The organism is Streptomyces sp. NPDC047000 (genome assembly GCF_040644295.1).
GTDB lineage: Bacteria > Actinomycetota > Actinomycetes > Streptomycetales > Streptomycetaceae > Streptomyces.
In genome coordinates, this window is sequence record NZ_JBEYWE010000006.1 from 55,269 (window position 1) to 75,938 (window position 20,670).

The following is a 20,670-nucleotide window of genomic DNA, read 5'->3' on the forward strand; positions in this document are numbered from 1 at the left end:
ACCACCACCGTCGTCATCGTCACCGCCGCTGTCCGGCCGTACGGAGAGGGAGCCCGCCGTGCCCCGTGTCGCACTCGCCACCTTCGACCCCGCCCCCGCCCCGCACCCCGACCGTGATCTGCCGGTGCTGCTCGCCGCGCTGCGCGCCGCCGGGGCCGACGCCGTCGCCGTGCCGTGGGACGACCCGGACACCGACTGGGGCCGCTTCGACCTCGTCCTCATACGCTCGACCTGGGACTACACCTGGCGGGCCGCCGATTTCATGACGTGGGCACGGCGCACCGGCGCGGTGACCCGGCTGGCGAACCCGGCGGCCGTGGTGCGCTGGAACTCCGACAAGCGCTACCTCGGTGATCTCGCGGCGGCCGGGGTGCCGGTCGTCCCCACCCGCTACGTCGCCCCCGGTGAGGAGGCCGGGCTGCCGGACCCGTCGGACGGCGGCGAGTACGTCGTGAAGCCCACTTCCGGCGCGGGCGCCCGCTACGCCGCCCGGTACGCGCCCGGCGAGCACGAGCGGGCCCTGACCCACCTGGCCCGGCTGCACGGCGAGGGGTTCACCGCGATGATCCAGCCGTACGTCACCGGCATCGACACCGACGGTGAGCGCGCCCTGCAGTTCTTCGGCGGCGGCCTGCTGCACGCGAGCCGCAAGCGGGCGGTCCTCACCCCCGGCACCGGCTACGACGACGCCCGCGTCTCCCACCCCGGCCTGGAGCCCTGGACCCCGGCCCCGGCGGAGCTCGCCGTCGCCGAGGCCGCCCTGGCGGTCGTGGCGCACGCCGTACCCGGCGCGCCGGAGCCGCTGTACGCGCGGGTGGACCTGGTCACCGGTGACGACGGGCGGCCGCTGGTGATGGAACTGGAACTCGTCGAGCCCAACCTCTTCCTGTTCCTGCATCCCGGGTCGCTGGACAAGGTCGTCACGGCGGTACTGGCGGCGGCGGACGGACACCCGGACCCCACGCACTGAGCCGTCAGCCGTCAGCCGTCAGCCGTCAGCCGTCAGCCGTCAGCCGTCAGCCGGTCAGCCGGTCAGCCGTGCGCTGGAGCAGGCCCCAGGTGAACTCCGCGACGACCTGACGGCGGGCGCCCGTCGCGTCGGGGGCCGTGAAGGCGAGGCCCCACCGGGTCGGGGCGCTGCCCTCCAGGGGGCGGGCGGGGGCGAAGGCGCGGGCCGCCTCGTCGACCGTGCAGGACCAGGGGGTGAGGTCGTCGACCGTGCGGAGCTCGGGCCCCGGGGCGCCCGGGGCGCGGACCAGCCACTCGTTCCACACCGCGCCGTTCGCCCCCACCAGCACCTCGAACCGCAGGTCGGGCCAGAGCGGCACCGGCCACCGGCGCGCCTCGCAGTCCAGGTCGCCGAGGCGGCGGGCGGTCACGGACTCCGGGGCGCCGAGGACGGAGCGGTAGCGCGTCGCGGCCGAGCGCCCGTGCGGGGCACGCAGCATCGCCTGCCAGCGCCGGTTGGCCTCCCGCATCTCCGCGACCGACACGCCCAGCTCGTGCCGGGCGTCCTCGACCAGCCCCGGGTTGTGGTCGGCCATCCGGCGCAGCAGGACCAGCTGGAGGTCGAGCGGGGTGAAGGGGCCGGCGGGGCGCTTTCCGGAGGCGGGCATGACCCCATGGTCCCGTACGTCGCCCCGCGGTCCCGTACGGCACCGGCTTCCCACCCATTGCCCGCGTCACCGGGTATGACTAGCCTGTGTTCGTCATGCCGATCAGGTGTTGAAATTTCGAACAGAACCGAACCCCAGACGACAGCCACACCAGACAGCAAGGGAGGGGACCGGTCGTGGGACGCCTCGTACCAGCCGTGACCCGGGCACTCGACATACTCGAGCTCTTCCTCGAAGGGGACGGCACGCTGTCCGCCCCCGACATAGTGCGCCGACTCCAGCTCCCGCGCACCACCGTCCACGAACTGGTCACCACGCTCGCCGCCCGGAAGTACATCGTGCAGGTGACCGGCCAGCCCGGCCGCTACCGGCTGGGCGTACGGCCGTACCAGCTCGGCAGCCGCTACGCCGAGCAGCTCGACCTCGCGGCCGAGGGCCAGCAGGTCGCCCGTTCCGTCGCCGAGACCTGCGACGAGACGGTGCACGTGGCGATCCTGGAGGACACCGACGTCATCTACATCGCCAAGGTCGACTCGACGCACGCCGTGCGCATGGTGTCGGCCGCGGGACGCAGACTGCCCGCCCACTGCACCTCGGTGGGAAAGATGCTCCTCGCCTCCCTCCCCGAGTCCGAGCTCGGCGCGCGCATCCCGGACGGCGCGCGGCTGGCCGCGATGACCCCCAACAGCATCACCGACCCGGCCGCGCTGCGCGACGCCCTGGCGGAGATCCGGCAGCGGGGCCTCGCCCTGGAGAACCGGGAGTCCAACCCGGACGTCAGCTGTGTCGCCGCGCCCGTGCGGGACCGTACCGGCCACGTGGTCGCCGCGCTGTCCATCTCCGTACCGATGATCCGCTGGAGCGAGGACCGGCGCGGTGAGCTGGAGCAGCTCGCCCTGAAGGGCGCCGCCGAACTGTCCGAGCGGCTCGGTCACCGGGGCGCGGTATGACGGCCTACGAGGTGGCGGTGCGCGCCGAGGCGGCCCTGGGCGAGGGCCCGACCTGGGACGCGGCCGCCGGACGGCTGATCTGGCTGGACATCCTGAACTCGCGCGTGCACACCTACGACCCGGTCACCGGCCGCCGTACGGTGCGGGTCACGGAACAGCACGTGGGCGCAGCGAAGCCGCGGGCGGGCGGCGGCCTCGTCCTCAACCTCCGCGACGGCGTCGGCCTCACCGACCCGGACGGCACCTTCCGCTGGCTGCACCACGAGCCGGTGCCCGGCCGCCGCGGCAACGACGCCGCCGTCGCCCCGGACGGCTCGCTGTGGGCCGGGACCATGCGCTACGACGAGGCGCCCGGCGGCGGCACGCTGTCCCGGATCACCGCGGACGGCACGGCCGAGACGGTCCTCGGCGACGTGACGATCAGCAACGGCATCGGCTGGAGCCCCGACGGGCACCTGATGTACTACATCGACAGCCCGACCCGCCGGATCGACGTCTTCCGCTACGAGGACGGCCGGGCCACGGACCGGCGCCGCTTCGCGGAGATCGAGCCCGGCGCGGGCTCCCCCGACGGGCTGACGGTGGACGCCGAGGGCTGCGTGTGGGTGGCCCTGTGGGACGGCTCGGCGGTACGGCGCTACACGCCCGACGGCGAGCTGGAGAGGGCGGTCGTCCTCCCGGTCCCGCGCGTCACGGCCTGCGCCTTCGGCGGCCCCGCCCTCACGGACCTCTACATCACCACGGCCCGCGTCGGCCTCACGGCCCCCCACCCGATGGCAGGCTCCCTCCTGGTAGTCCCCCACGCAGCCAAGGGCCTGCCCCAGCCGCCCTTCACGGGCTGACGGGTCGTCGTCGCATCCGCCGTCGTCACCGACGACCACGGAAGCGCGTCCTCCTCCAGCGCCGCCGCGACAACAACCTGTGGGCGCTGCCCGGCCGGAGCCCCGGCACCGGTCCGTGCGACCCCGGCCGACCAGGGCCACGCCTTATGGCAGCAGAGTGAAGAAGAGAGGCGCCCTGGGGCGGACGACGCTGAAGTGGCGGCGATCGAGCGTGGCGATGGCGTCCGCGCCGAGACGTTCGGCGACGGCGAAGACGGAGGCGTCGACCGCGCCGAGGGGGAAGTCGGCGTACTTCTCCACCAACTCCACCATGCGGTCGACGTCCTGGGCGGCCAGGGGGACCAGGCTGATCTGACCGGTACGGATGGAGCGCAGGAAGGCGGCTTCCGCACGGGTACCGTGCTCGCGCTCCAAGAGGTAGCAGACCTCGGTGAGCACGGGGTAAGGCACCAGCAGCGGGCGAGGGGTGCGTCGCATGAGCTCGACGCAGCGGGCGTGGTCCTGGTCGTCGGCATCGGCGGCCGCGACCAGCGCCCCGGTGTCCCAAATGATCACTCGGCTTCGCGTCCCATCTCGGCGCGGAGGATCTCGCCGGAACGGGCACCCAGATCACCCTTGCCGCTGGACAGCGCGCCGACGAAGTCGGGCAGCGGCCACTCGTCCCCGCCGTCTTCGGCCGGAGTGCTCTCCCGCACGAGAGCCAGTATCGGCGCTACCTGCGACTCCGGAAGCCGGTCGATCAGCTCGTGCAGTTCTTCACGCAAGGTGCTCATGACGCCAGGATAGGGACGCCCCGCAGGGAACGGCGAACAAGGACAGAGACCAGACACCCACGTGATCCGTCCCTTGTTCTTCGCGGAGAGTCCCAGCCTTCAGGATTACCGCAACAAGTGAAACGAAGCCGGCCGGAGGGGCCGCCGAGGGCGACCCGTCTGCCCGGACATGATCCAGGGCCGCGGCCTCGTTCGCGCCTCCGCCGATCCGGTTCGCCACTGGCGCGGCATCGGCGAGCCGGGACAACGGAGCGCGCGGCCGTCGTGGCGTGGGTGGCGCGTGGTCTACAGGCCTGCGGCCTTGCGTTCCTCCGGGGTCAGGGGCGGGCCGGGGAGTGGGGGTTTCAGGGGGCCTATCGCCGCTGCCAGGAGTGTTCCCGGGGTGAGGAGCACCGGGGGCTCGTGTTCCAGGGACGTGACGTCCGTGACGCGGCGGGCCATGCGGCCGTTGCCGGTGGCGGTGTGCATCAGGCGGGCGACGTAGGCCGACACCAGGCGGTCGCGCAGGGTCGGGCCGTGCTCGGTGGCGCCGGGGTAGAACACGTCCTGCCCGATGGCCAGGTCCCATGCCGCGCCGACCGGCCGGGCCACCGCCCGCTGCACCCGGCGGGACAGGCCGGGTGAGCCCCAGCCGTACCGGCGCACGGTGTCCCGCAGCCGTACGGCGCTCTGCGCGGCGACCGACATGCCGTGGCCGTAGACCGGGTTGAACGCGGCGAGCGCGTCGCCGACGACGGTGAGACCGTCGGGCCACACCGGCATCCGCTCGTAGTGGTGACGCCGGTTGACGGTGGAGCGGGTCAGGGTCACGTCGGTGAGCGGCTCGGCGTGCTCCAGCAGCTCGCCGAGCAGCGGGTGGCGCAGCCCGTCGCGGGCGAAGGGCACGAAGTCGGCGTTGCCGGCGGTCGGTTCGCCGCCGCGGGTGCCGGACAGGGTGACGATCCAGCGGCCGTTCTCGATGGGCAGCAGCCAGCCCGAGCGGCCGGGACCGCCACCGCTGCCGTGTCTGCCGTGCCGTGGCGCGGGCTGCACATTGACGACGGGGAAGCCGTCGCGGGCCCCTTCCGGCGCCAGATACAGCCGGCTCGCGTACACCAGACCGGAGTCGACCTCCCGGCGTTCCGCCTCGGGCAGGCCCAGCGAGGTGAGCCAGCGGGGTGCCGACGAGCCCCGGCCGGTGGCGTCGACGACGAGATCCGCCTCCAGGACGCGTTCCCGGCCGCCGGGCTCCCGTACCCGTACGCCCGTCACCGCGAGGTCGGTGCCGGTGAGGCCGAGCGCCTCGGTGCCGTCGAGGAGTCCGATCCGGCCGTCGGAGAGGACCCGCGCCCGTACCGTGGCGTCCAGCAGGTCCCGGCTCGCCAGCACCACGTGGTGGGACTCGGGCCAGCGCCGGAACCAGCCCTGCGCGGACAGCGCGACGACGTCCGTCGTCACCGGGGTGCGGCGGGCTCCCACGGCGGCGAGCTCCACGCCGATGCCCGGCAGCAGCTCCTCCATCGCCAGGACGCCGCCCGACCACAGCATGTGGGCGTGCCGGGCCTGCGGCAGCCCCCTGCGCGGCTGAGGCCCCGCCGGGAGCACATCGCGCTCCACGACGGTGACCCGCGTGAAGCAGGCCAGGGCACACGCCGTGAGCAGGCCGGCCAGGGATCCCCCGAGGACGACGGCGCTTCTCGCGGGGGAGGGGCGGGCGGAGGGGCGGTCAGTCATGCGCGGGCACGCTCTCTGCCGGGGCGGCCGCGCGGGCACGTACCGCCGTGATCTCGTCGGGACGGCTCAGCGCCCGGGACACGGCCTGGATCTCCTGGAGCAGATAGGCCGGGTCCGGGCCGGAGGGCGAGGCGCAGGCGGAGAGCGGCGGTGGCGTGACGGTGCCGGGGTCCGGGGCGTGCCGGCGGGTCTCCACCGCGTCCAGGACCGCCACGGCCGCGGCGAGGGCGTCCGCCCGGCCGGTGTCGTGGCCGAGGGCGAGGGCCGCGGCGCGGGCCCGGGCCCGCAGGCCCTCGTCGAGGTACCGGGAGAGCTGGAGCAGGGCGTCGCGGATGAACGTCTCACGGCGGATCAGCCGCAGTTCGGCGGTGGCACGCGGGGTGAACGGCTCCCGGCCGCCCGTGACACCGCGCAGCAGCCGCTCCAGCGGCCGCAGCGCCCGGTGCCCCGCCCGGATCCGGCGCTGTTCGGCCGCGTACTGCCCGGCGTGCGGGAGGATGAAGCCCACCGCGACCAGGGTGGCGGAGACGCAGGCGGCGGACGGGGCGAGGTCGGTGCTCAGCCAGTCCAGGTCGTGACCGCTCCACCGGGCGCCCACGGCGGTCAGCTTGGCCGCGTCGAACAGCAGGTTGGTGCTGTAGCCGAAGCCGAGGAAGCGCAGGCCTCCGCGCAGCCAGCCGTCGAGACCGGGGGTGCGGATCCAGTTCCAGATCAGCCGGGCGGTGACGGTGCAGGCCACAGTGTGCGCGAGGAGGTAGAGCAGGATCTCCTCGCGCATGAACGGCGTGTTCGCGTAGTACGTGTCGAGGTCGCGCGGGCGTTCCACGGGGACGTCGGCGAGGGCGAACAGCACCCATAACGCGACGACCACCCCCGCGTACGCGGCGATCACCCAGCGGGTGACGCGGCGGGTGGCGGCGGAGCGGTCGGCCAGCCCGTTGCGCCAGGCGATGATCAGCAGCAGCCAGGACGCGCACAGCGCGGTGAGCAGCGAATACACCCACGGCGCAGCGATGTTGGGGACACCGGCGACCTGGTTGGTCCAGGTGATGGTGCGCGGCGCGGCGAACACGAACACCGCGCAGGCGAACACCAGCAGCCCGCCCACCGCACGCAGCAGCGGGTCACGCCACATCTTCACGATGCCGGGCAGTTTGATCGCGAGGGCGGCGGTCAGGACGGTCGTGGGCAGCCAGAAGGAGACGTACGAGGTTCCGCCGCCCGCCGCGAGGACGTCGGCCGCGAGTGGGCAGGCAGCGAGGGGGCCGGGCGCGAGGGGGCCGGCCGCGCCTAAGGCCGTCACCGCACCGCACCGCGGCGGCCGCGGTAGCCCAGGGTCCGCTGCACCGGGTCGAGGGGCCGCTCGGCGTCCCCGCCGGCCAGTCTGCCGCGCAGCAGGGCGGCCAGCCGGTGCCCGAAGTCGTCGGCCTCCGCCTCGTCGGCCTCGCGGGAGCCGTTGCGGGCGGCGATCGGGGTGCCGCCGCGTTCCAGGGAGGCCGACAGGCCGGGGGAGAGCGTCTCGTCGTCCCAGCGGGCCAGCGCGTGCGAGGCGGCCGGGCCGACCGGGCCGATCGGGTGATGTCGGTGCCCGGCGTGCAGATGCCACAACTCGTGTCCGAGGATCACCAGTTGCTGTACCGCTTCGGCGCGCTCCTCCACGATGACCAGGTCGAAGTCGTCGAACTCCACCCACAGACCGGTCACTTCGAGTTCGTCGGGGAACCGCTCGAAGCGCAGCTCGACCGGCCGGCCGCCCCGGTGCGCGCCCATCTCCGCACACAGCGCCCGGCACAACTCCGCTACGTCGGAAAGGGGTTCGGGCCGGGCCCGGAGGGCGCCGGTGAGGTCGGCGGCGAGCTGTCGCATCGCGGAACCGGAACGGCGGGAACCCGGCCTGCGGGAACCCGGACGGCGGGGTCTCAGCCGCGCGGCGAACCGGATCACCCGTGCCCGCGCGCCCGCGAAGTCCATTGAACCCCCATCTCACCGCGTCGGGCGGTGTGTCGGTCGGCAGCGGCACCGAGCCTACGCGCCCGGAAGCGCCCGCGGCAGGGGATCCGGTGCCCGTACCTCGCCGTTGAACGACCGTCCTGAGCGGCGGTCCCGCGGTTGCCCCGCCACCCCACCCCGGCGCTCCGGGAGGCGTCCCCTCCGCTCCGGGACGCGCTCCCGGCGCCCGGAGCGGAACTCCGGCCGCCCCGGAGCGGAGGGCGCCCTCAGTGCCCCGGTGAGGCCACCGCCGTCACCGGCACCCCGCCCGCCGCGCTGCCCAGCAACGTCAGCCGGACGTCCCCCGGCCCCGCCTCCGTGGTGCCGTCGGACAGCACGGCCAGCGCCAGCGTGTTGGTGCCCCGGGTGCGCAGGATGCCGCCCGGCAGCACGAACGTGTGCTGCGGGCCCACGTCGTTGATGTACTGGCCCATGTTCCAGCCGTTGAGGAAGATCTGCGCGCGGTAGGCGCGCCCCGGGTCGTCGTCCAGGTGCAGGCCGACCGACGCGTCCACCCGCTGATCCACCGCCAGCCGGAACGTCGTCCGGTACCAGGTGACCCCCTGCCGTCGCTCCGTGTGCGGGAAGGACACCGGCGTCCAGCCGTGCTCCCCGCCGCCCGGCAGATGCCAGCCGTGCCGCTCCCCGTACAGCCCGCCGTTGTTCTGCGGCCCGCGCACCGGGTCCGGCGCCGCCTCGCCCTGGATGCGCCAGCTCACCTTCGGAGCGGCCCCCTTGGCGGCCTTCAGGGAGACACCGGTCAGGCCGCGCGCCGCCTTGTGGGTGTCCTGCGCCCGGCCGTCCATGTCGTGCTGCATCCGCCGCACCAGCACGGACAGCACCCGTCCGCCCCGCCTGCGCAGCTTCTTCGGCACCCTGAGGACCGCCGTCGCCGTCCAGGTCCCCTTCCGCACGGTCGCACTGTCCGGCACCGGCATCCGGTGCACGCCCAGCGGCACCCCGTCCAGCCAGGCCATCAGCAGTCCCTGCGTGCCGGTGCTGTAGCCGAGGGACACCTCGGTCACGCCGCCCTTGCCGGTGCGGAAGCGGCCCCGGTACCAGACGTCGCCGTAGTGGAAGCCGTAGTCGTCCGCGAAGAGCACCGGCTGCCCGTCCGGGACCGGGGTGGTGCTGTTCGACGCGGTGAGGCCGGCCGGCTGCCACGCCGAGTCGTCGAAGCCGGGCGCCGCCTCCGGGTTCTCGGCGCGCCGCCGCCAGCCCGTCAGCTCGGGCAGCCGTACCGCGGGCACGGCGGGCAGCGGCGTGCGGGCGCGCAGACTGCCCGCGCCGTCGTCGGCCCGCACCGGTACGGCGGTCCCGTTCCAGGTCACCTGCCGTACGCCGCGCGGCGCCCACACCTCGAGATCCGCCGCGTCGGTCACGTCACCGGTGAGCCGGACCGTGTCGCCGTGCACCGCGGCGGAGCGCAGCAGCGCCGGGCCGTGTACCAGGACGGTCCCGGACGGCGTGTCGCGGGGGAACAGGCGCAGCGCCGTCGTGTCGTCCGCCAGCATCACCAGCAGGGGCCGGTCGGAGCCGCCGCCCTCGACCAGGACGCGGGCCGGTCCGCCGTCGCCGAGCCGCGCCGTGATGTGCAGTTCGTCGCCCTCGTACACCCAGGCCGCCGCCTGGTCGAGCCGGGTCGGCCGCGCCGCCGCCGGCAGTTGCAGGACGATGTGGGCCATCTCGTCCCGCGGCCCCGCGAACACGGCGATGTCGCGCCGCCCCGCCGTCAGGAACATCATCGGCGTCACCGTGGCGGACTTCAGTCTCCGCGGCCCGAGCGCGAGGCCGGTGACCAGCAGCCGGGCGTCGTGCGCCGCGACCGGCACGGCGAGTTCGCCCGCCTCGCGGGTGGTGAGCCGCGCGCGGACGTCCTCCGTCCCGTCGTTGCGCAGGACGTACACATGGGTGCCGGTGTCCGGGTTGGTCAGGTGGTACGTCCGTACCCGCGCGTCCCCGGCCGCCACGTCCGCCGCCCGGTCCAGCCGGGCGAAGTCGGGCACCCGCTGGAGCAGATGGCCGAGCTGGTGCATCGGGGCGAGCTTCGCCGTCGCGTTGCGGGCCTCGTCGAGGGCGGCGCCGTAGTCGTACGACGTGTAGACCTGCGGGGCGGGCAGCCAGCCCCACGAGGTGCCGCCGAAGGTCATGTAGACGTTGTGCAGGGAGATGCCGTTGGCGAGGTTGGTGAGGTAGAAACGCCGCTCGTAGGCCGCGTCCCGGGTGCGCCGCGACCCGTCGTACCCCTTGCCGCCGAACTCCGCGCCGCCCCACGGGTCGAACCAGCCGCCCCCGAACTCCGGCACGAACCCGGGTGTGTGCGGGCTGGCCGTCGCCCCGCCCCTGAGCCCGCCGGGCCCGAACCGCCCCCAGTCCGGCGGCACCTGGGACGGCGCCGGATACCCGTCGAAGCCGTACAGCCAACGGCCCTTCTCACCACCGGTGTCGAACGATCCGGGGGTCCAGTAGCCGTTGCGGCCCTTGTCGTTGTGGAAGAGGGGGACGTCGATGCCGTCGGCGCGCACCTTGCGGTACAGGTGCGCCATGTAGGCCGCGCCGGTGCCGTCGGCGACATGGGCGTCGTACTCGTTCTCGATCTGGTAGAGCAGGACGGTGCCGGTGCCGTGGGTGAACAGATGGCGCCGCACGATCCCGTTGACCGCCGTCAGCCATTCGTCGGCGTACGCCAGATACGTCGGGTCGTCGGTCCGGGCGGTGCCCTGCGTCGCGGTGAGCCAGCCGGGGAAGCCGCCGCCGTCGACCTCCGCGTTGATGTACGGGCCGGGCCGCATGATCACGTACAGCCCGGTCTCGGCGGCCGTGCGCAGGAACAGGTCCAGGTCGCGCACGCCGGTGAAGTCGTACCGTCCGGGCGCGGGGGAGTGGTAGTTCCACGCCGCGTACACGCTGACCGCGTTGTAGCCGTACGCCCGCATCTTCTCCAGCACGTCCCGCCACAGCGACGGACTCGGCAGCCGGAACGGGTGCATCTCGCCCGACCACAGCACCAGCCGCTTCCCGTCGATCAGCAGCGAGTGGCGGTCGAACCCGACCGTGTGCCGCGCGCGGTCCGCCCGCGGCGGGGCGGGCGGCGGCCCGGTCGGCACGATGTGTGCCGCGTACGCCGAAGGCGCTCCCGGGCCGCCGCTGCCGCCCAGGGCGAGCCCGAGCGCGGCGGTACCGGTGAGGGCACTGAAAGATCGTCTGCTGAGCGCCAAGGAAAGCCTCCTGCGCGATGTTCACGGGGCGCGGCCCCGACATTCTCCCCGGTCGCGCACCCACAATGGACGCATGAGGATCTCGGCACGCGCGGATTACGCGGTACGGGCGGCACTGGAGCTCGCCGTACGGCAGGGCGACGGCACGGTGAAGGCCGAGGAGATCGCCACCGCACAGGACATTCCGCACAAATTTCTGGAGGGGATCCTCGGTGATCTGCGGCGCGGCGGGATCGCCGTGAGCCGGCGCGGCGGGGGCGGCGGCTACCGTCTCGCCCGCGAGGCGACGGAGATCACCGTGGCCGACGTCATCCGCGCGGTCGACGGCCCGATCGTCTCGGTACGCGGCGAACGCCCGACGGAACTGTCCTACCGAGGCACCGCCGAACCGCTGCTCCCGCTCTGGATCGCCCTGCGCGCGGGCGTCCGGCGCGTCCTGGAGGGCGTCACGATCGCCGACCTGGCGACGGGAACCCTGCCGGAGACGGTGCAACTCCTGGCGGCGGAACCGGCGTCGTGGACCAACCCGTAGCGTCCGCACCCGGTGCGTACGATCGCCCGTATGACGGACATCCGTGAGTTGGACGCGCGCGCACTGAAGATCACCGAGTCCCTCGTCCATCAGGTCGACGCCCGCCTGCTCGACCGTCCTACACCGTGCGGGCAGTGGACGCTGCGGCAGCTGCTGGCGCACATGACGGGGCAGAACCACGGCTTCGCGGCGGCGGCCCGGGGCGAGACCCGTGACCGCGGCGTGTGGGCCGACCGCCCGGTCGACGACGATCCGGCGGGGGTGTTCGCGGCGTCGGCCGCGGAGGTCACGGCCGCTTTCGCCGAGGAGGACGTGCCGACCCGCTCGTTCTGGCTTCCGGAGATCCGCGGCGGGCAGACGTTCCCGGCGCCGCAGGCGATCGGGTTCCACCTCCTGGACTACGTGGTGCACGGCTGGGACGTCGCCGTCTCCCTCGGAATCCGGGCCGATTTCGACGCGGACCTGCTGACCGCCGTGCTGCCGATCGCCGAACAGGTCCCCACCGGACCCGCCCGCGAGCACGAGGACGCCGCGTTCCGGCCCGCGCTGGACACGACGGCCGCGACCGGCCCGCTCGACCGGACACTCCTCCTCCTCGGCCGCGACCCGGGCTGGCCGGGGAAGCGGTAGCCCGGCCGGCGCCAGGACCACTCCGCGGGGATCTCGGGTGGGTGAGGCCCCGGGTTCTGCCACATCTGCCGTGCTGGGCCAAGTCCGCGGTCTGCCGATGGGAGAGAGGACCGGCCGGCGACGGCGCGGGCGGTGTCGCTCAACTGCTCCCGGGGACCGAGGCGACGGGCCAGGGCACGCCAGTTCTTCAGGTGGGCGATGCCATGCGGCAGCTCGACGTCTCTCTGTCTGCCCTGCACGAGATCGTCAGTCACCGATGAACACGAGGCGCCTGTGAGGCTCGGCACGCACCAGCTCACACAGACGGACCAAGCTCTGCACGGCACCGTCACCCACGCCTATGGCCGCCAGGAATTCGGCCCCGTCTCGAAGTTCACCGATGAGGAAATCGCACTGCAGGTAGTTCAGGGCCGTGTCACCGCACGGGTCCAATGATGCCATCGTCGGGTATTTCTTTGCATCCACACCCTTCATTACCGGGTTAAAATTTCCATCTGCCACGATCTTGTCCACGACAAGGCCGTTCTCTTCCAGAACTCGGACGCCGAACGCCATTTACCCTCCTTGGGAGCAGGCCCCAGTCGGCCGGCCCCCGTGGGGTCGGCTCCGAGGAGATCGGCAAGGCCACCGGGGCAGACCTGGTTGATGATCCGGCGGATCGTTGCCGTACTTGGTGCGATGCGGACGCGGAACACCGAGACTGTACGGGCGTCGAGTCGGGCGAGGGCGGCCTGTGCTGCGCTTCGTGCCCACTGACCGATTGCCGCGAAGGACCTGGCACCGGCCACCACGGACGAGCAGGCCGCCAGCAGAACGCTTACGAACGGGTGACGCTTCCCTCGCCGGCAACACAGATCCACCAGCGTCCCAAGCCGCGTCGGCAAGCTGACGATGCTGACACGAAGGTGACTTGGTCAGACAGACACTGGCAGACTGACGGCACATCGAAGCTCCGGTTCGGTTGGGCAGGGCGACTTGGCAAGGTCACCCCTTCAACCGGAGCTTCGTTGCATACGTGGCGGGTTACCGATACACCGTCGCACGCCGTGACCTGCGCAGATTCATGAGCATCAGGACTTTGAAACCCCCCTGGTCGGACGTCCCACACAGGAGCAGAAACAGGCCGCCGGGGATCCGGCGGGCCGTTTACGACGTATGGGCTAATCCGCACTCAGGCTGGGTCTTCGTAGAAATATGCTTCTTCGGCGACCTTCTCTGCCTCGTCTACTCCAATGGCGACCTCGAGCGCGTCGAAAACCTTCTCGCGCAACCGAGCAAGTCGCTGCATCACTTGTCTGTCGACCATGTAGTCAGCCAGGATTTCCGGACGATACTCGCCAGTACCCAGTCGCGAGAAAATTCTGTCAAAACAGACCACGTATTCATTTAGATCCTTAGCAGCTTCGATCGCATCGGCCAATGAAATTTTCACCGGGGTCGCTTCCGCCATCGCCTCACAGTGATATTCGAAACCTCCAGGTCGCCGGTTGCGACCCATTCCGTAAATCCGTACTTGGCGTTGTAGCGCGATGTCACTCGATCCGCCGGGACATCAAACTCGAGCACTTTGTTTCCTCGACCTCGACCGATGCCTAGCGCGCTTTCCGCATCCTTTGGGCTCACCGGTCAGCCGCAGCCCGTCCGCCCGGGCCCGGGCCACCAACTGAGTGACCAGCTCGTCATCCACCCCAGCAGCCGACCCGGCGGCCCAACCTTCACTCTCGAAGACACTCACGTCAGTGGTCATCAACTTCCACTTCCTGCTCGGGAGTTACACCACTCACCGTACAGACCCGAACCAGCCAACCTCGTGGGGGCTCCGGCGTCCCGCGTTGCCGTCAACTGCGCCCAGAGATCATGATCGACCACAGATCGCCAGGCGCGAGCAACTCACCTTCGCTCGCAAATTCATCAACGACGAAGAGAATCACGTGAGATTTCGAGACGCGATAGCACCGATATCCAGATTGCCCCCGGAGCTCCTCCAAGGCATAGGAACCATCCCTTTCGATTTCACTACGCAGAGATTCGAACGAAACCGTTCGCGAGAGCTCAGAAAGGGAGGGTCTCAAGGCGTCGGGAATAACCTGCTCAGGCCCGCCCGTTAGCCGATGAACCTGGACAGCGATGCCCTCGCAGGATCCAGCGAACAAGCTGAATTCCAGAAGACCGTAGTCCAGACGGAGAGACTTCTTCCTGCGGTCTGCGACGCATTGGTCTCCGAGCGCATCACGGATCTGTTCAGCCGAGCTACCGAGGCCCAGACCTGCGACGGTTCCCGTCACTGCCACACGCGCAAGGAAGCTGATGGCCGTCACTCGATCTTCTCCAGCGCCTTGATCAGGAAGTGCATTTCAGGTGCCCGGTTGAGCGAATTCCCCCAGTTGTGGTCATTCATATCAGCCATGGCAGATCGCGCCTTGTCGATAAGGTCGGCCCTAAGCTCCGGATTGTTCATGATGGCACTTCGGGCAGTCGCCACATCGCGCGCGCTAGCCATTCCGTTGCTGAGGCGAATCCCTTCGAAACCGACTCCTCCGTCACCGTTCGGGAAGACTCGTATTTCGGAACTGCCAACGTGCATGTGCGCACCCTTCGTGGCCCAGTCCGATGCCGCCGGAGAAATCCGAATGTTGGGTGCCGCGCAATTGTGCACCAAGACCGGTGTGGCCCCCGCCAGCACATAGTACGTGTGGAGACCGTCGATGGTCAGATTGCGGGTGACGTGCGAGTCGTTGAAGGTGCGTGTCGCGACGACGGGGACGAATGCTCCGGTCTCTGTGCGCAGCGTCATGCCGGGCTGTAGGTCGCTGGCGTCGACCCAGGAGTGGCTGCTGGGAGACCAAAAGGGGTGGTGGGCGGTTGCGATTATGCCGGAGTTGGATTTGTGGGATTTCACCGTGATTTCGGTGAAGTCTTTGTCGTCCTTGGTGATGATGGTGGCGAGGACGGTTCGCGGTTCGGTCTTGCCGGTTTCCGGGTTGGTCGCAAGGACCTTTTCTCTGACCTTCACGTCCTTGATGTGTCGTGCGGTGCCGTCGGCCATTCGGACGTCTTCGTCGGGTAGGAAGCTGTTGGCGCACGGATTTCCCTTGACCGATCCGTAGCCGTTGGCCAGATATTCTCCTGCACCGCCCCACGCTGCTCCGGCGGTCATATCGTAGAGCGTTTCACCATTGGATTCTTTGTCGCTGTCGTTGGCGTCCTTTATGGCAGCGCCCGCAGCGCCTGCCATGAATCCGCATCCGGTGATTCCGGCCCCGGCACTCGCGCCGAGAGTTTCAGGGGCTCCAGCCGCGGCCGCGGCTTCGCACAACGAGTAGGTGACGAAGGTGGTCAGTGCGCCAAGAAGTTCGGCCGCAGCCTCTCTGGCGTCTCCGTTGTAGGCCCCTTGAATGCTGCAGGATTCGGCAGCCATGTATCCGTACGAACTGCAGCCCGTGCCCGTGCCCGTGCCGGTACCGGAACCGGTGTTGGAGCCTGAACCGGTGCCGCCGCCGCTGAGGTCATTGGCAGGGGTTCCCTCTGTGCAATCGACGCGGCTGCAGTCGTTGCTTCGGGACGAAGCAGTCATCGCCCCAAAGTTTGACCATCGTGCCGCCCCTCAGGCACCCCAATTCTCGGCGTGTTCCCTCAGGTAGTCGGCGAGTTCGGGCGGATGGAGTTCAAGCGCTCTCACGGCTGACGCGTCCAACTCGACGCGCACCGGCGAGAAGTCGCCTACGTCGGGATCATCAAGCTCGGGGCCGCTGCGGCGGTTGAGATCCATGTTCAGCACGTCAGCGCGAAAGAAGTGGTGTACAACGCTGACCTTGTCACCAGGCTCGGTCAAGGTCAGGAACTCACTCGCCGGGCCGATCGTGGCACCGATCTCTTCCATCACTTCACGGCGTAGAGCCGCTTCAAGGTCGGCATCGTCAGCTTCGACGCCCCCACCGACGGTCGTGTAGTAGGAGGTCCCGCCCGGCCATCCTCGGCGTAGGAACACCAGCTGACCGCCATCGCGCAGAACCGCACGTACGTTGTGACGGACCTTCATAGGCCCGACGGTAGTGCACCCACCCTGGCGAGGAGGCTCGAACCGAACAGACCAGAACGTGGATGGGCCCGGCGCACCACTAACGCACCAGAACGAGCGGGGAACAGCGGGGAATCACGGGGAAGGCTGCCGGGCTCGACAGGGCCGCTCACCTACCGCTCACCCAGGTCAGCGCTCCCCGCCCTCAAATGCCCGCAGCTTCCCAAGCTGAGAGCTCACGCATCGTCGTCACGGACCCGCTGTCTGAGCTTGCTCTGATCGACGAGGCAACCCAGTAGCGTGGCTGGTGCCGGTGGGGGTGCAGCGAGGCACACGCGTGCGCCGTCTGCCGGCGGACCCGCTGTCGTGGCGGGCTGTCGTCGGCTGAGGTTCGGGCGGGGTGCGTCGAAGGTGACTGCCGGAGGGCGACCGGCGAGGAGGCTTGATCAACTCCGGGCCGTCCCTGGGCCGTGCGAGGGCGGCCAAGGGCACTCGACAGCAACCGGTGACGACAGGCGAGCCGGCGCCTCCACGACCAGGTACCCCAGGTCACCCGCCCCCACCACACGGGTTACCACGCAGCCCTGGACGTCAGGCAAGATGGCGTGTTTCTCACCAGGCGGCTTGCTGGACATGGTGGCGCGTCCTCAGGGTGCCGTCGATAGGGTCGGCGCCGTGAGTGAAGACGCCCGCCTCATGGCAAACCATCGACTCCACCTTGTACCCGTGGTTCTGGCTCTGGCGAATCCACCGTGGCAGCGGGATGTCTGGCTCGATCCGGCAGTGTTTGAGAACCTGGACCACGTCTTCCACACGCTCTTCGACGACTTCTGTGACGCCGATGAGCCCGAGCGGTTCCTCGGTATCAGTCTGAGGACCGAGGAAGAGGTCTCTCTCATGCGCCAGTTGGGGGTCGTACTCAACGCTGTGGTGACCCAGGCGCCCAACGATTCGGACGAGGAGTATCTACAGTCGCCCTCTTGGCCAGAGGTCGTGGCCGTTGCCGGACGCCTTGCTCAGGTCATGGTCGCGAACGACCTTAAGGAACTCGCTGCGCTGCAGGAGTCCACCTGAACCCCGGCACTCGACATAGGCCGCAGCGTTGAGTGTCTGACTGCGTGACAACGCCTGCGGACAGTCGCGGACGCACACGAACGACTACGGACCATCGCTGCACGTCAGATAAACATCGGTCCAAGGCCGGCAATCCGCGCAAGTTGCTTCCGTCGCTGTGGTCTTCGGAGGTGAAGCTCAGTCCGGAGGGGTCGCTGTAGGCGATCGGGTTGTTGCGGCTGTAGCTGTAGCCGGAGAGGTCCTGCGGGTCGTAAGGGGTGAGGAGCGGGTCGTTGCTGAGGAAGCGTCCGAAGTAGGGGTCGTAGGCGCGGGCGCCGAGGAGGGACAGACCGGTGCTGGTGTCTTCGGTCTTGCCGAGGAACCCGTTGCTGGTGCCCGCGGGGAGGGTGCCGGAGCGTTCGTCGCCGGAGGGGGTGTAGCGGCGGCGGGTGGTGGCGTCGACGGCGAGTTGGGTGGAGGCCTGTTTGCCGACCATCAGGAAGGTGAGGGTATCGCTCTCGTCGACCACAGGGGTGGCCTCGACAACGCCGCGCCCGCCTCCTTTGAGAACCGGGAGGCGGGCGCGGGTGGGTCAGGTGCGTTCAGTGCCCCGACGCGAACCTCACGAACGTGTCCCACCTGCCGCGACCCACGGCGAAGGCCGGACGGCTCACGTCCTTGGAGTCCCGTACGTGGACGGCCTGGTCGCTCATGGCGACCTCCACGCAGTCGTCGCCCTGGCTGCCGCTGTAGCTGGACTTGAACCAGGCGAGTTCCGTCTTGCCGCTCTTCATGGCTCTCCTCGGAGTCGCTCCAGCAGGGCCCGGGATTCGCTCGGGGGCAGGGCCTGCGAGCGCAGTGTGTCATAGCGCTGACAGAGGAGGCTCACCTCTTTCCGGTCAGCAATCAGCCGCCCGTTCTGCTGTCCCTCGGAGTAGGCGAGCCGCTGCCCTTCAGCAGTTTCCAAGATCCGCACCGGCCCGTCCAGGCACGCGTGCAACCTGGCTCGCAGGGGCACCACTTGAAGCGTGACGTTACGCAGAGACGTGCGCTCAAGCACGTGATCGATGAGTGCCCGCATCGCCTCCGCATCACCGAATTCACGCCAGAAGACCTGCTCCTCGACGATAAAGCTGAACGGCACCTTCGGCCGCTCCCGCATCATCGCCTGCCGCTCCATCCGGGCGCCGAGTTGCTCCTCGAGCTCCTCATCGGTCCGCAGGGGAATGGTGCCGTCGAACACCGCACGGGCGTAGGCCTCCGACTGCAACAGCCCCGGCACCAACCGGTTCTCGTACGTGCACAGACTCACCGCATCCCGCTCCAGCCGTGCCCACCGCCGGAACCACGCCGCCAACCCCGCCTCCCCCCGCGTCAGATGCCGGGCGGCCTTCCGCAGTGCGCCGGTGTTCCCGGTGGCCTCCTCGGTCCGCTCGACGAAGGAGTCGTCCGGCATCCGGCGCCCCAGTTCCACCGACTCGACGGTGTGCTTGGAGTACCGCACGACCGCGCCCAGTTCGGCCCGGCTGAGCCCCGCGTGCTCCCGCAGGGCCTGGACGACCGCCCCGAACGTCCGCAGACTGTCCGACGGGTGAGGCTCCCGCTCACCGCCGCACGCACCGCTCCACTCGGTCCTGGCCTCGGCCCCGGACCCGGCCAGGGCCTCGTCCCCGTTGACGATGTCCATGCGCCGCCCCTCTCCGCGTACCGCACCACTGCGGCCCCTTGCGCCGCACAGTGTTCAACACCCAGAGTGAGTGATCGGTTCGCGTACTGTCCACCCTCTGTGTCCGTACGCTGACGTGGAGTACGCGGCATGGGGCTCGCGCTCGCCCACCCGGGTCGCCACGCTGGCTCCCATGAACCACCCGACCCCCCAAGTCGACGTCCCCACCAGCGCCTTCACCCAGCTGCTGTCGTCGACCCCGAGAGGCGCCCGCCTGGCCCGGCTCCTGGCCATGAACGAGCTGCGCACCTGGAACGTCCCCGAGAACATCACGGAGCGTGCCGAACTGGTGGTCGCGGAACTGGCGAACAACGCCGCCGTGCACGGCAAGGTCCCCGGCCGGGGCTTCCGTCTGACTCTGACCTGGGCCCTACCGCCGGAAACCCTGCACATCGAGGTCACGGACGCCCGGGGCGACCACCTCCCCGACATCCCCCCGCAGGACACCACCCCGGACCCCTTCGGCATCGGAGGCCGCGGCCTGACCCTCGTGACCGCCCTGGCCGACCACTGGGACACCGTCCCGTACCCACCCACCGGCAAGACGATCCGAGCCCTTTTTCACACCCCTGGCCCCGGCCTGGCCGCCCCAGCCGCCGCTGGCGCTACGCTGCCGTGTCGTGCAGGAGACGCGTCTCGACACCGCTCGGATCCGGGCGGCTCGCCGGTTGATCGACCCGGTCTTTCTCGACAGTCCGCTGTACCGCTGTGAGGCGCTGGAGCCCGGCCTCGGGTGTGCGGTGAGCGTCAAGCTCGAAACGGCGAACCCGGTCCGCAGCTTCAAGGCCCGCGGCACCGAGGTGGTCGCGAGCCTGCTGGCCGGCAGTGGCTCGCGGGCCGCGGTGTGTGCGAGCGCGGGCAACCTCGGCCAAGCCCTCGCGTGGTCCGGCCGCGGCCGGGGGCTCGACATCACCGTCGTGGCATCCCGTCATGCGACCCGGGCCAAGATCGACCGCATCCGGGCACTCGGCGCCCGGCTGGAGCTGGTGGACGGCGACCATGAGACGGCTCGCGAGCGGGCGGCGGCCATTGCGCGGTACGACGGCATCCGGCTGGTCGAGGACAGCCTGGACATCGAGACCTGTGAGGGCGCGGCGACCATCGGCCTGGAACTGGTGGACACCGCGCCGTCGTTCGACACCGTACTGATCGCTCTCGGCGGCGGGGCGCTGGCCACCGGCGTAGGGCATGTCATGAAGGTCCTGGCACCAGGCGTCGAGGTGATCTGCGTCCAGCCGCTGGGCGCACCGGCGATGACACACTCGTGGCGCGCGCGACGTGTCGTCACCACCGACTCGACCGACACCATCGCCGACGGCGTCGCCGGACGGTATCCCATCCCGGCGGTCCTGGACGACCTCCTCCTGGTCGCCGACGACGCCGTTCTGGTCCAGGAGGCGTCGATCATCGCCGGTATGCGGATGCTCCTCGACCACGCCGGCCTGATCGTCGAACCGTCGGCCGCGCTCGGCGTCGCGGCGGTCCTGGAGGACCGTGACCGCTTCGCGGGCCGGCATGTCGTCACCATCCTCTGTGGCAGCAACGTCGACGTGGACGCCTACCACCGATGGGTCGGTGCCGCTCCCCTCAGGTGAGCCGCACCCATGCGC

25 protein-coding genes are annotated in these 20,670 nt (G+C 70.5%); 8 read left to right on the forward strand and 17 right to left on the reverse strand.

The window, feature by feature from the left end:
* Positions 1 to 58: 58 nt before the first annotated feature.
* Positions 59 to 970, forward strand: coding sequence for a hypothetical protein (locus tag ABZ862_RS12390; RefSeq protein ID WP_360956204.1), 912 nt, complete (start codon positions 59 to 61; stop codon positions 968 to 970).
* Between the two features lie 46 nt (positions 971 to 1,016).
* Here the strand turns inward: ABZ862_RS12390 and ABZ862_RS12395 are convergent, their stop codons facing one another.
* Positions 1,017 to 1,616, reverse strand: coding sequence for a hypothetical protein (locus ABZ862_RS12395; RefSeq protein WP_360956206.1), 600 nt, complete (start codon positions 1,614 to 1,616; stop codon positions 1,017 to 1,019).
* Between the two features lie 176 nt (positions 1,617 to 1,792).
* On the opposite strand from ABZ862_RS12395, the gene ABZ862_RS12400 reads away from it, so the two are divergent.
* Together ABZ862_RS12400 and ABZ862_RS12405 are read left to right on the forward strand one after the other, a co-directional pair.
* A complete protein-coding gene (locus tag ABZ862_RS12400) occupies positions 1,793 to 2,566 on the forward strand; it encodes an IclR family transcriptional regulator (protein WP_360956208.1) in 774 nt (257 codons plus the stop codon).
* On the forward strand, positions 2,563 to 3,408 hold the full coding sequence (locus ABZ862_RS12405; protein WP_360956210.1) for an SMP-30/gluconolactonase/LRE family protein: 846 nt from the start codon (positions 2,563 to 2,565) through the stop codon (positions 3,406 to 3,408). The genes ABZ862_RS12400 and ABZ862_RS12405 overlap by 4 nt, the downstream gene beginning before the upstream one ends.
* Before the next feature lie 144 nt (positions 3,409 to 3,552).
* Here ABZ862_RS12405 and ABZ862_RS12410 read toward each other — a convergent pair whose 3' ends face one another.
* The 6 genes from ABZ862_RS12410 to ABZ862_RS12435 all read right to left on the reverse strand — a co-directional run bounded on the left by ABZ862_RS12410 (position 3,553) and on the right by ABZ862_RS12435 (position 11,101).
* Complete coding sequence (locus tag ABZ862_RS12410) at positions 3,553 to 3,963, reverse strand: PIN domain-containing protein (protein WP_360956212.1); 411 nt, start codon at positions 3,961 to 3,963, stop codon at positions 3,553 to 3,555.
* Positions 3,960 to 4,181 carry a hypothetical protein gene (locus tag ABZ862_RS12415; RefSeq protein ID WP_360956214.1) on the reverse strand — a complete coding sequence of 74 codons (222 nt, stop codon included), beginning with the start codon at positions 4,179 to 4,181 and terminating at the stop codon, positions 3,960 to 3,962. The genes ABZ862_RS12410 and ABZ862_RS12415 overlap by 4 nt, the downstream gene beginning before the upstream one ends.
* Positions 4,182 to 4,466: 285 nt before the next feature.
* Positions 4,467 to 5,894 (reverse strand): pyridine nucleotide-disulfide oxidoreductase, encoded by a 1,428-nt coding sequence (locus ABZ862_RS12420; RefSeq protein ID WP_360956216.1) that lies wholly within the window; start codon positions 5,892 to 5,894, stop codon positions 4,467 to 4,469.
* On the reverse strand, positions 5,887 to 7,086 hold the full coding sequence (locus ABZ862_RS12425) for an MAB_1171c family putative transporter (RefSeq protein ID WP_360956658.1): 1,200 nt from the start codon (positions 7,084 to 7,086) through the stop codon (positions 5,887 to 5,889). The genes ABZ862_RS12420 and ABZ862_RS12425 overlap by 8 nt, the downstream gene beginning before the upstream one ends.
* A 107-nt stretch (positions 7,087 to 7,193) precedes the next feature.
* Complete coding sequence (locus ABZ862_RS12430) at positions 7,194 to 7,760, reverse strand: toxin-antitoxin system, toxin component family protein (RefSeq protein WP_360956218.1); 567 nt, start codon at positions 7,758 to 7,760, stop codon at positions 7,194 to 7,196.
* A 350-nt stretch (positions 7,761 to 8,110) separates the two neighbouring features.
* Positions 8,111 to 11,101 (reverse strand): beta-galactosidase, encoded by a 2,991-nt coding sequence (locus ABZ862_RS12435; protein WP_360956220.1) that lies wholly within the window; start codon positions 11,099 to 11,101, stop codon positions 8,111 to 8,113.
* A gap of 73 nt (positions 11,102 to 11,174) precedes the next feature.
* On the opposite strand from ABZ862_RS12435, the gene ABZ862_RS12440 reads away from it, so the two are divergent.
* Together ABZ862_RS12440 and ABZ862_RS12445 are read left to right on the forward strand one after the other, a co-directional pair.
* On the forward strand, positions 11,175 to 11,633 hold the full coding sequence (locus tag ABZ862_RS12440) for an Rrf2 family transcriptional regulator (protein ID WP_360956222.1): 459 nt from the start codon (positions 11,175 to 11,177) through the stop codon (positions 11,631 to 11,633).
* A gap of 30 nt (positions 11,634 to 11,663) precedes the next feature.
* On the forward strand, positions 11,664 to 12,263 hold the full coding sequence (locus tag ABZ862_RS12445) for a TIGR03086 family metal-binding protein (protein ID WP_360956224.1): 600 nt from the start codon (positions 11,664 to 11,666) through the stop codon (positions 12,261 to 12,263).
* Between the two features lie 246 nt (positions 12,264 to 12,509).
* Here the strand turns inward: ABZ862_RS12445 and ABZ862_RS12450 are convergent, their stop codons facing one another.
* The 7 genes from ABZ862_RS12450 to ABZ862_RS12480 form a co-directional block, all read right to left on the reverse strand.
* Positions 12,510 to 12,818 carry a hypothetical protein gene (locus tag ABZ862_RS12450; RefSeq protein ID WP_360956694.1) on the reverse strand — a complete coding sequence of 103 codons (309 nt, stop codon included), beginning with the start codon at positions 12,816 to 12,818 and terminating at the stop codon, positions 12,510 to 12,512.
* On the reverse strand, positions 12,737 to 13,123 hold the full coding sequence (locus ABZ862_RS12455; protein WP_360956660.1) for a transposase family protein: 387 nt from the start codon (positions 13,121 to 13,123) through the stop codon (positions 12,737 to 12,739). Before ABZ862_RS12455 ends, ABZ862_RS12450 begins: the two co-directional genes overlap by 82 nt.
* Positions 13,124 to 13,434: 311 nt before the next feature.
* Positions 13,435 to 13,713 (reverse strand): hypothetical protein, encoded by a 279-nt coding sequence (locus ABZ862_RS12460; protein WP_360956226.1) that lies wholly within the window; start codon positions 13,711 to 13,713, stop codon positions 13,435 to 13,437.
* Positions 13,692 to 13,886, reverse strand: coding sequence for an HYD1 signature containing ADP-ribosyltransferase family protein (locus ABZ862_RS12465; protein ID WP_360956228.1), 195 nt, complete (start codon positions 13,884 to 13,886; stop codon positions 13,692 to 13,694). Before ABZ862_RS12465 ends, ABZ862_RS12460 begins: the two co-directional genes overlap by 22 nt.
* 215 nt (positions 13,887 to 14,101) lie before the next feature.
* Positions 14,102 to 14,581 carry a hypothetical protein gene (locus tag ABZ862_RS12470; RefSeq protein WP_360956230.1) on the reverse strand — a complete coding sequence of 160 codons (480 nt, stop codon included), beginning with the start codon at positions 14,579 to 14,581 and terminating at the stop codon, positions 14,102 to 14,104.
* A complete protein-coding gene (locus ABZ862_RS12475; protein WP_360956231.1) occupies positions 14,578 to 15,837 on the reverse strand; it encodes a polymorphic toxin-type HINT domain-containing protein in 1,260 nt (419 codons plus the stop codon). Before ABZ862_RS12475 ends, ABZ862_RS12470 begins: the two co-directional genes overlap by 4 nt.
* A 30-nt stretch (positions 15,838 to 15,867) precedes the next feature.
* Complete coding sequence (locus ABZ862_RS12480) at positions 15,868 to 16,302, reverse strand: NUDIX domain-containing protein (RefSeq protein WP_360956233.1); 435 nt, start codon at positions 16,300 to 16,302, stop codon at positions 15,868 to 15,870.
* A gap of 654 nt (positions 16,303 to 16,956) precedes the next feature.
* On the opposite strand from ABZ862_RS12480, the gene ABZ862_RS12485 reads away from it, so the two are divergent.
* Positions 16,957 to 17,355 carry a hypothetical protein gene (locus tag ABZ862_RS12485; protein WP_360956235.1) on the forward strand — a complete coding sequence of 133 codons (399 nt, stop codon included), beginning with the start codon at positions 16,957 to 16,959 and terminating at the stop codon, positions 17,353 to 17,355.
* On the opposite strand, the gene ABZ862_RS12490 is transcribed toward ABZ862_RS12485, so the two are convergent.
* The 3 genes from ABZ862_RS12490 to ABZ862_RS12500 all read right to left on the reverse strand — a co-directional run bounded on the left by ABZ862_RS12490 (position 17,321) and on the right by ABZ862_RS12500 (position 19,021).
* A complete protein-coding gene (locus ABZ862_RS12490; protein ID WP_360956237.1) occupies positions 17,321 to 17,863 on the reverse strand; it encodes an RHS repeat-associated core domain-containing protein in 543 nt (180 codons plus the stop codon). The two genes, ABZ862_RS12485 and ABZ862_RS12490, sit on opposite strands and share 35 nt — an antisense overlap.
* Positions 17,864 to 17,936: 73 nt before the next feature.
* On the reverse strand, positions 17,937 to 18,128 hold the full coding sequence (locus tag ABZ862_RS12495) for a DUF397 domain-containing protein (RefSeq protein ID WP_360956239.1): 192 nt from the start codon (positions 18,126 to 18,128) through the stop codon (positions 17,937 to 17,939).
* Positions 18,125 to 19,021, reverse strand: a complete 897-nt coding sequence (locus ABZ862_RS12500; RefSeq protein ID WP_360956241.1) for a helix-turn-helix transcriptional regulator — start codon at positions 19,019 to 19,021, stop codon at positions 18,125 to 18,127. The genes ABZ862_RS12495 and ABZ862_RS12500 overlap by 4 nt, the downstream gene beginning before the upstream one ends.
* Positions 19,022 to 19,193: 172 nt before the next feature.
* Between ABZ862_RS12500 and ABZ862_RS12505 the strand changes: the two genes are divergently transcribed.
* Positions 19,194 to 19,772, forward strand: coding sequence for an ATP-binding protein (locus ABZ862_RS12505; RefSeq protein ID WP_360956243.1), 579 nt, complete (start codon positions 19,194 to 19,196; stop codon positions 19,770 to 19,772).
* A complete protein-coding gene (locus ABZ862_RS12510) occupies positions 19,681 to 20,655 on the forward strand; it encodes a pyridoxal-phosphate dependent enzyme (RefSeq protein WP_360956245.1) in 975 nt (324 codons plus the stop codon). Before ABZ862_RS12505 ends, ABZ862_RS12510 begins: the two co-directional genes overlap by 92 nt.
* The last annotated feature ends 15 nt before the right edge of the window (positions 20,656 to 20,670 follow it).

What these genes read in the sequence shown, in the direction of transcription:
- ABZ862_RS12445 (WP_360956224.1), top strand. Translation starts at nt 11,664, where the DNA reads ATGACGGACATCCGTGAGTTGGACGCGCGCGCACTGAAGATCACCGAG.
- ABZ862_RS12440 (WP_360956222.1), top strand. Translation starts at nt 11,175, where the DNA reads ATGAGGATCTCGGCACGCGCGGATTACGCGGTACGGGCGGCACTGGAG.
- ABZ862_RS12420 (WP_360956216.1), bottom strand. Translation starts at nt 5,894, where the DNA reads ATGACTGACCGCCCCTCCGCCCGCCCCTCCCCCGCGAGAAGCGCCGTC.
- ABZ862_RS12430 (WP_360956218.1), bottom strand. Translation starts at nt 7,760, where the DNA reads ATGCGACAGCTCGCCGCCGACCTCACCGGCGCCCTCCGGGCCCGGCCC.
- ABZ862_RS12495 (WP_360956239.1), bottom strand. Translation starts at nt 18,128, where the DNA reads ATGAAGAGCGGCAAGACGGAACTCGCCTGGTTCAAGTCCAGCTACAGC.
- ABZ862_RS12460 (WP_360956226.1), bottom strand. Translation starts at nt 13,713, where the DNA reads ATGGCGGAAGCGACCCCGGTGAAAATTTCATTGGCCGATGCGATCGAA.
- ABZ862_RS12480 (WP_360956233.1), bottom strand. Translation starts at nt 16,302, where the DNA reads ATGAAGGTCCGTCACAACGTACGTGCGGTTCTGCGCGATGGCGGTCAG.
- ABZ862_RS12450 (WP_360956694.1), bottom strand. Translation starts at nt 12,818, where the DNA reads ATGGCGTTCGGCGTCCGAGTTCTGGAAGAGAACGGCCTTGTCGTGGAC.
- ABZ862_RS12415 (WP_360956214.1), bottom strand. Translation starts at nt 4,181, where the DNA reads ATGAGCACCTTGCGTGAAGAACTGCACGAGCTGATCGACCGGCTTCCG.
- ABZ862_RS12500 (WP_360956241.1), bottom strand. Translation starts at nt 19,021, where the DNA reads ATGGACATCGTCAACGGGGACGAGGCCCTGGCCGGGTCCGGGGCCGAG.
- ABZ862_RS12475 (WP_360956231.1), bottom strand. Translation starts at nt 15,837, where the DNA reads ATGACTGCTTCGTCCCGAAGCAACGACTGCAGCCGCGTCGATTGCACA.
- ABZ862_RS12505 (WP_360956243.1), top strand. Translation starts at nt 19,194, where the DNA reads ATGAACCACCCGACCCCCCAAGTCGACGTCCCCACCAGCGCCTTCACC.
- ABZ862_RS12405 (WP_360956210.1), top strand. Translation starts at nt 2,563, where the DNA reads ATGACGGCCTACGAGGTGGCGGTGCGCGCCGAGGCGGCCCTGGGCGAG.
- ABZ862_RS12395 (WP_360956206.1), bottom strand. Translation starts at nt 1,616, where the DNA reads ATGCCCGCCTCCGGAAAGCGCCCCGCCGGCCCCTTCACCCCGCTCGAC.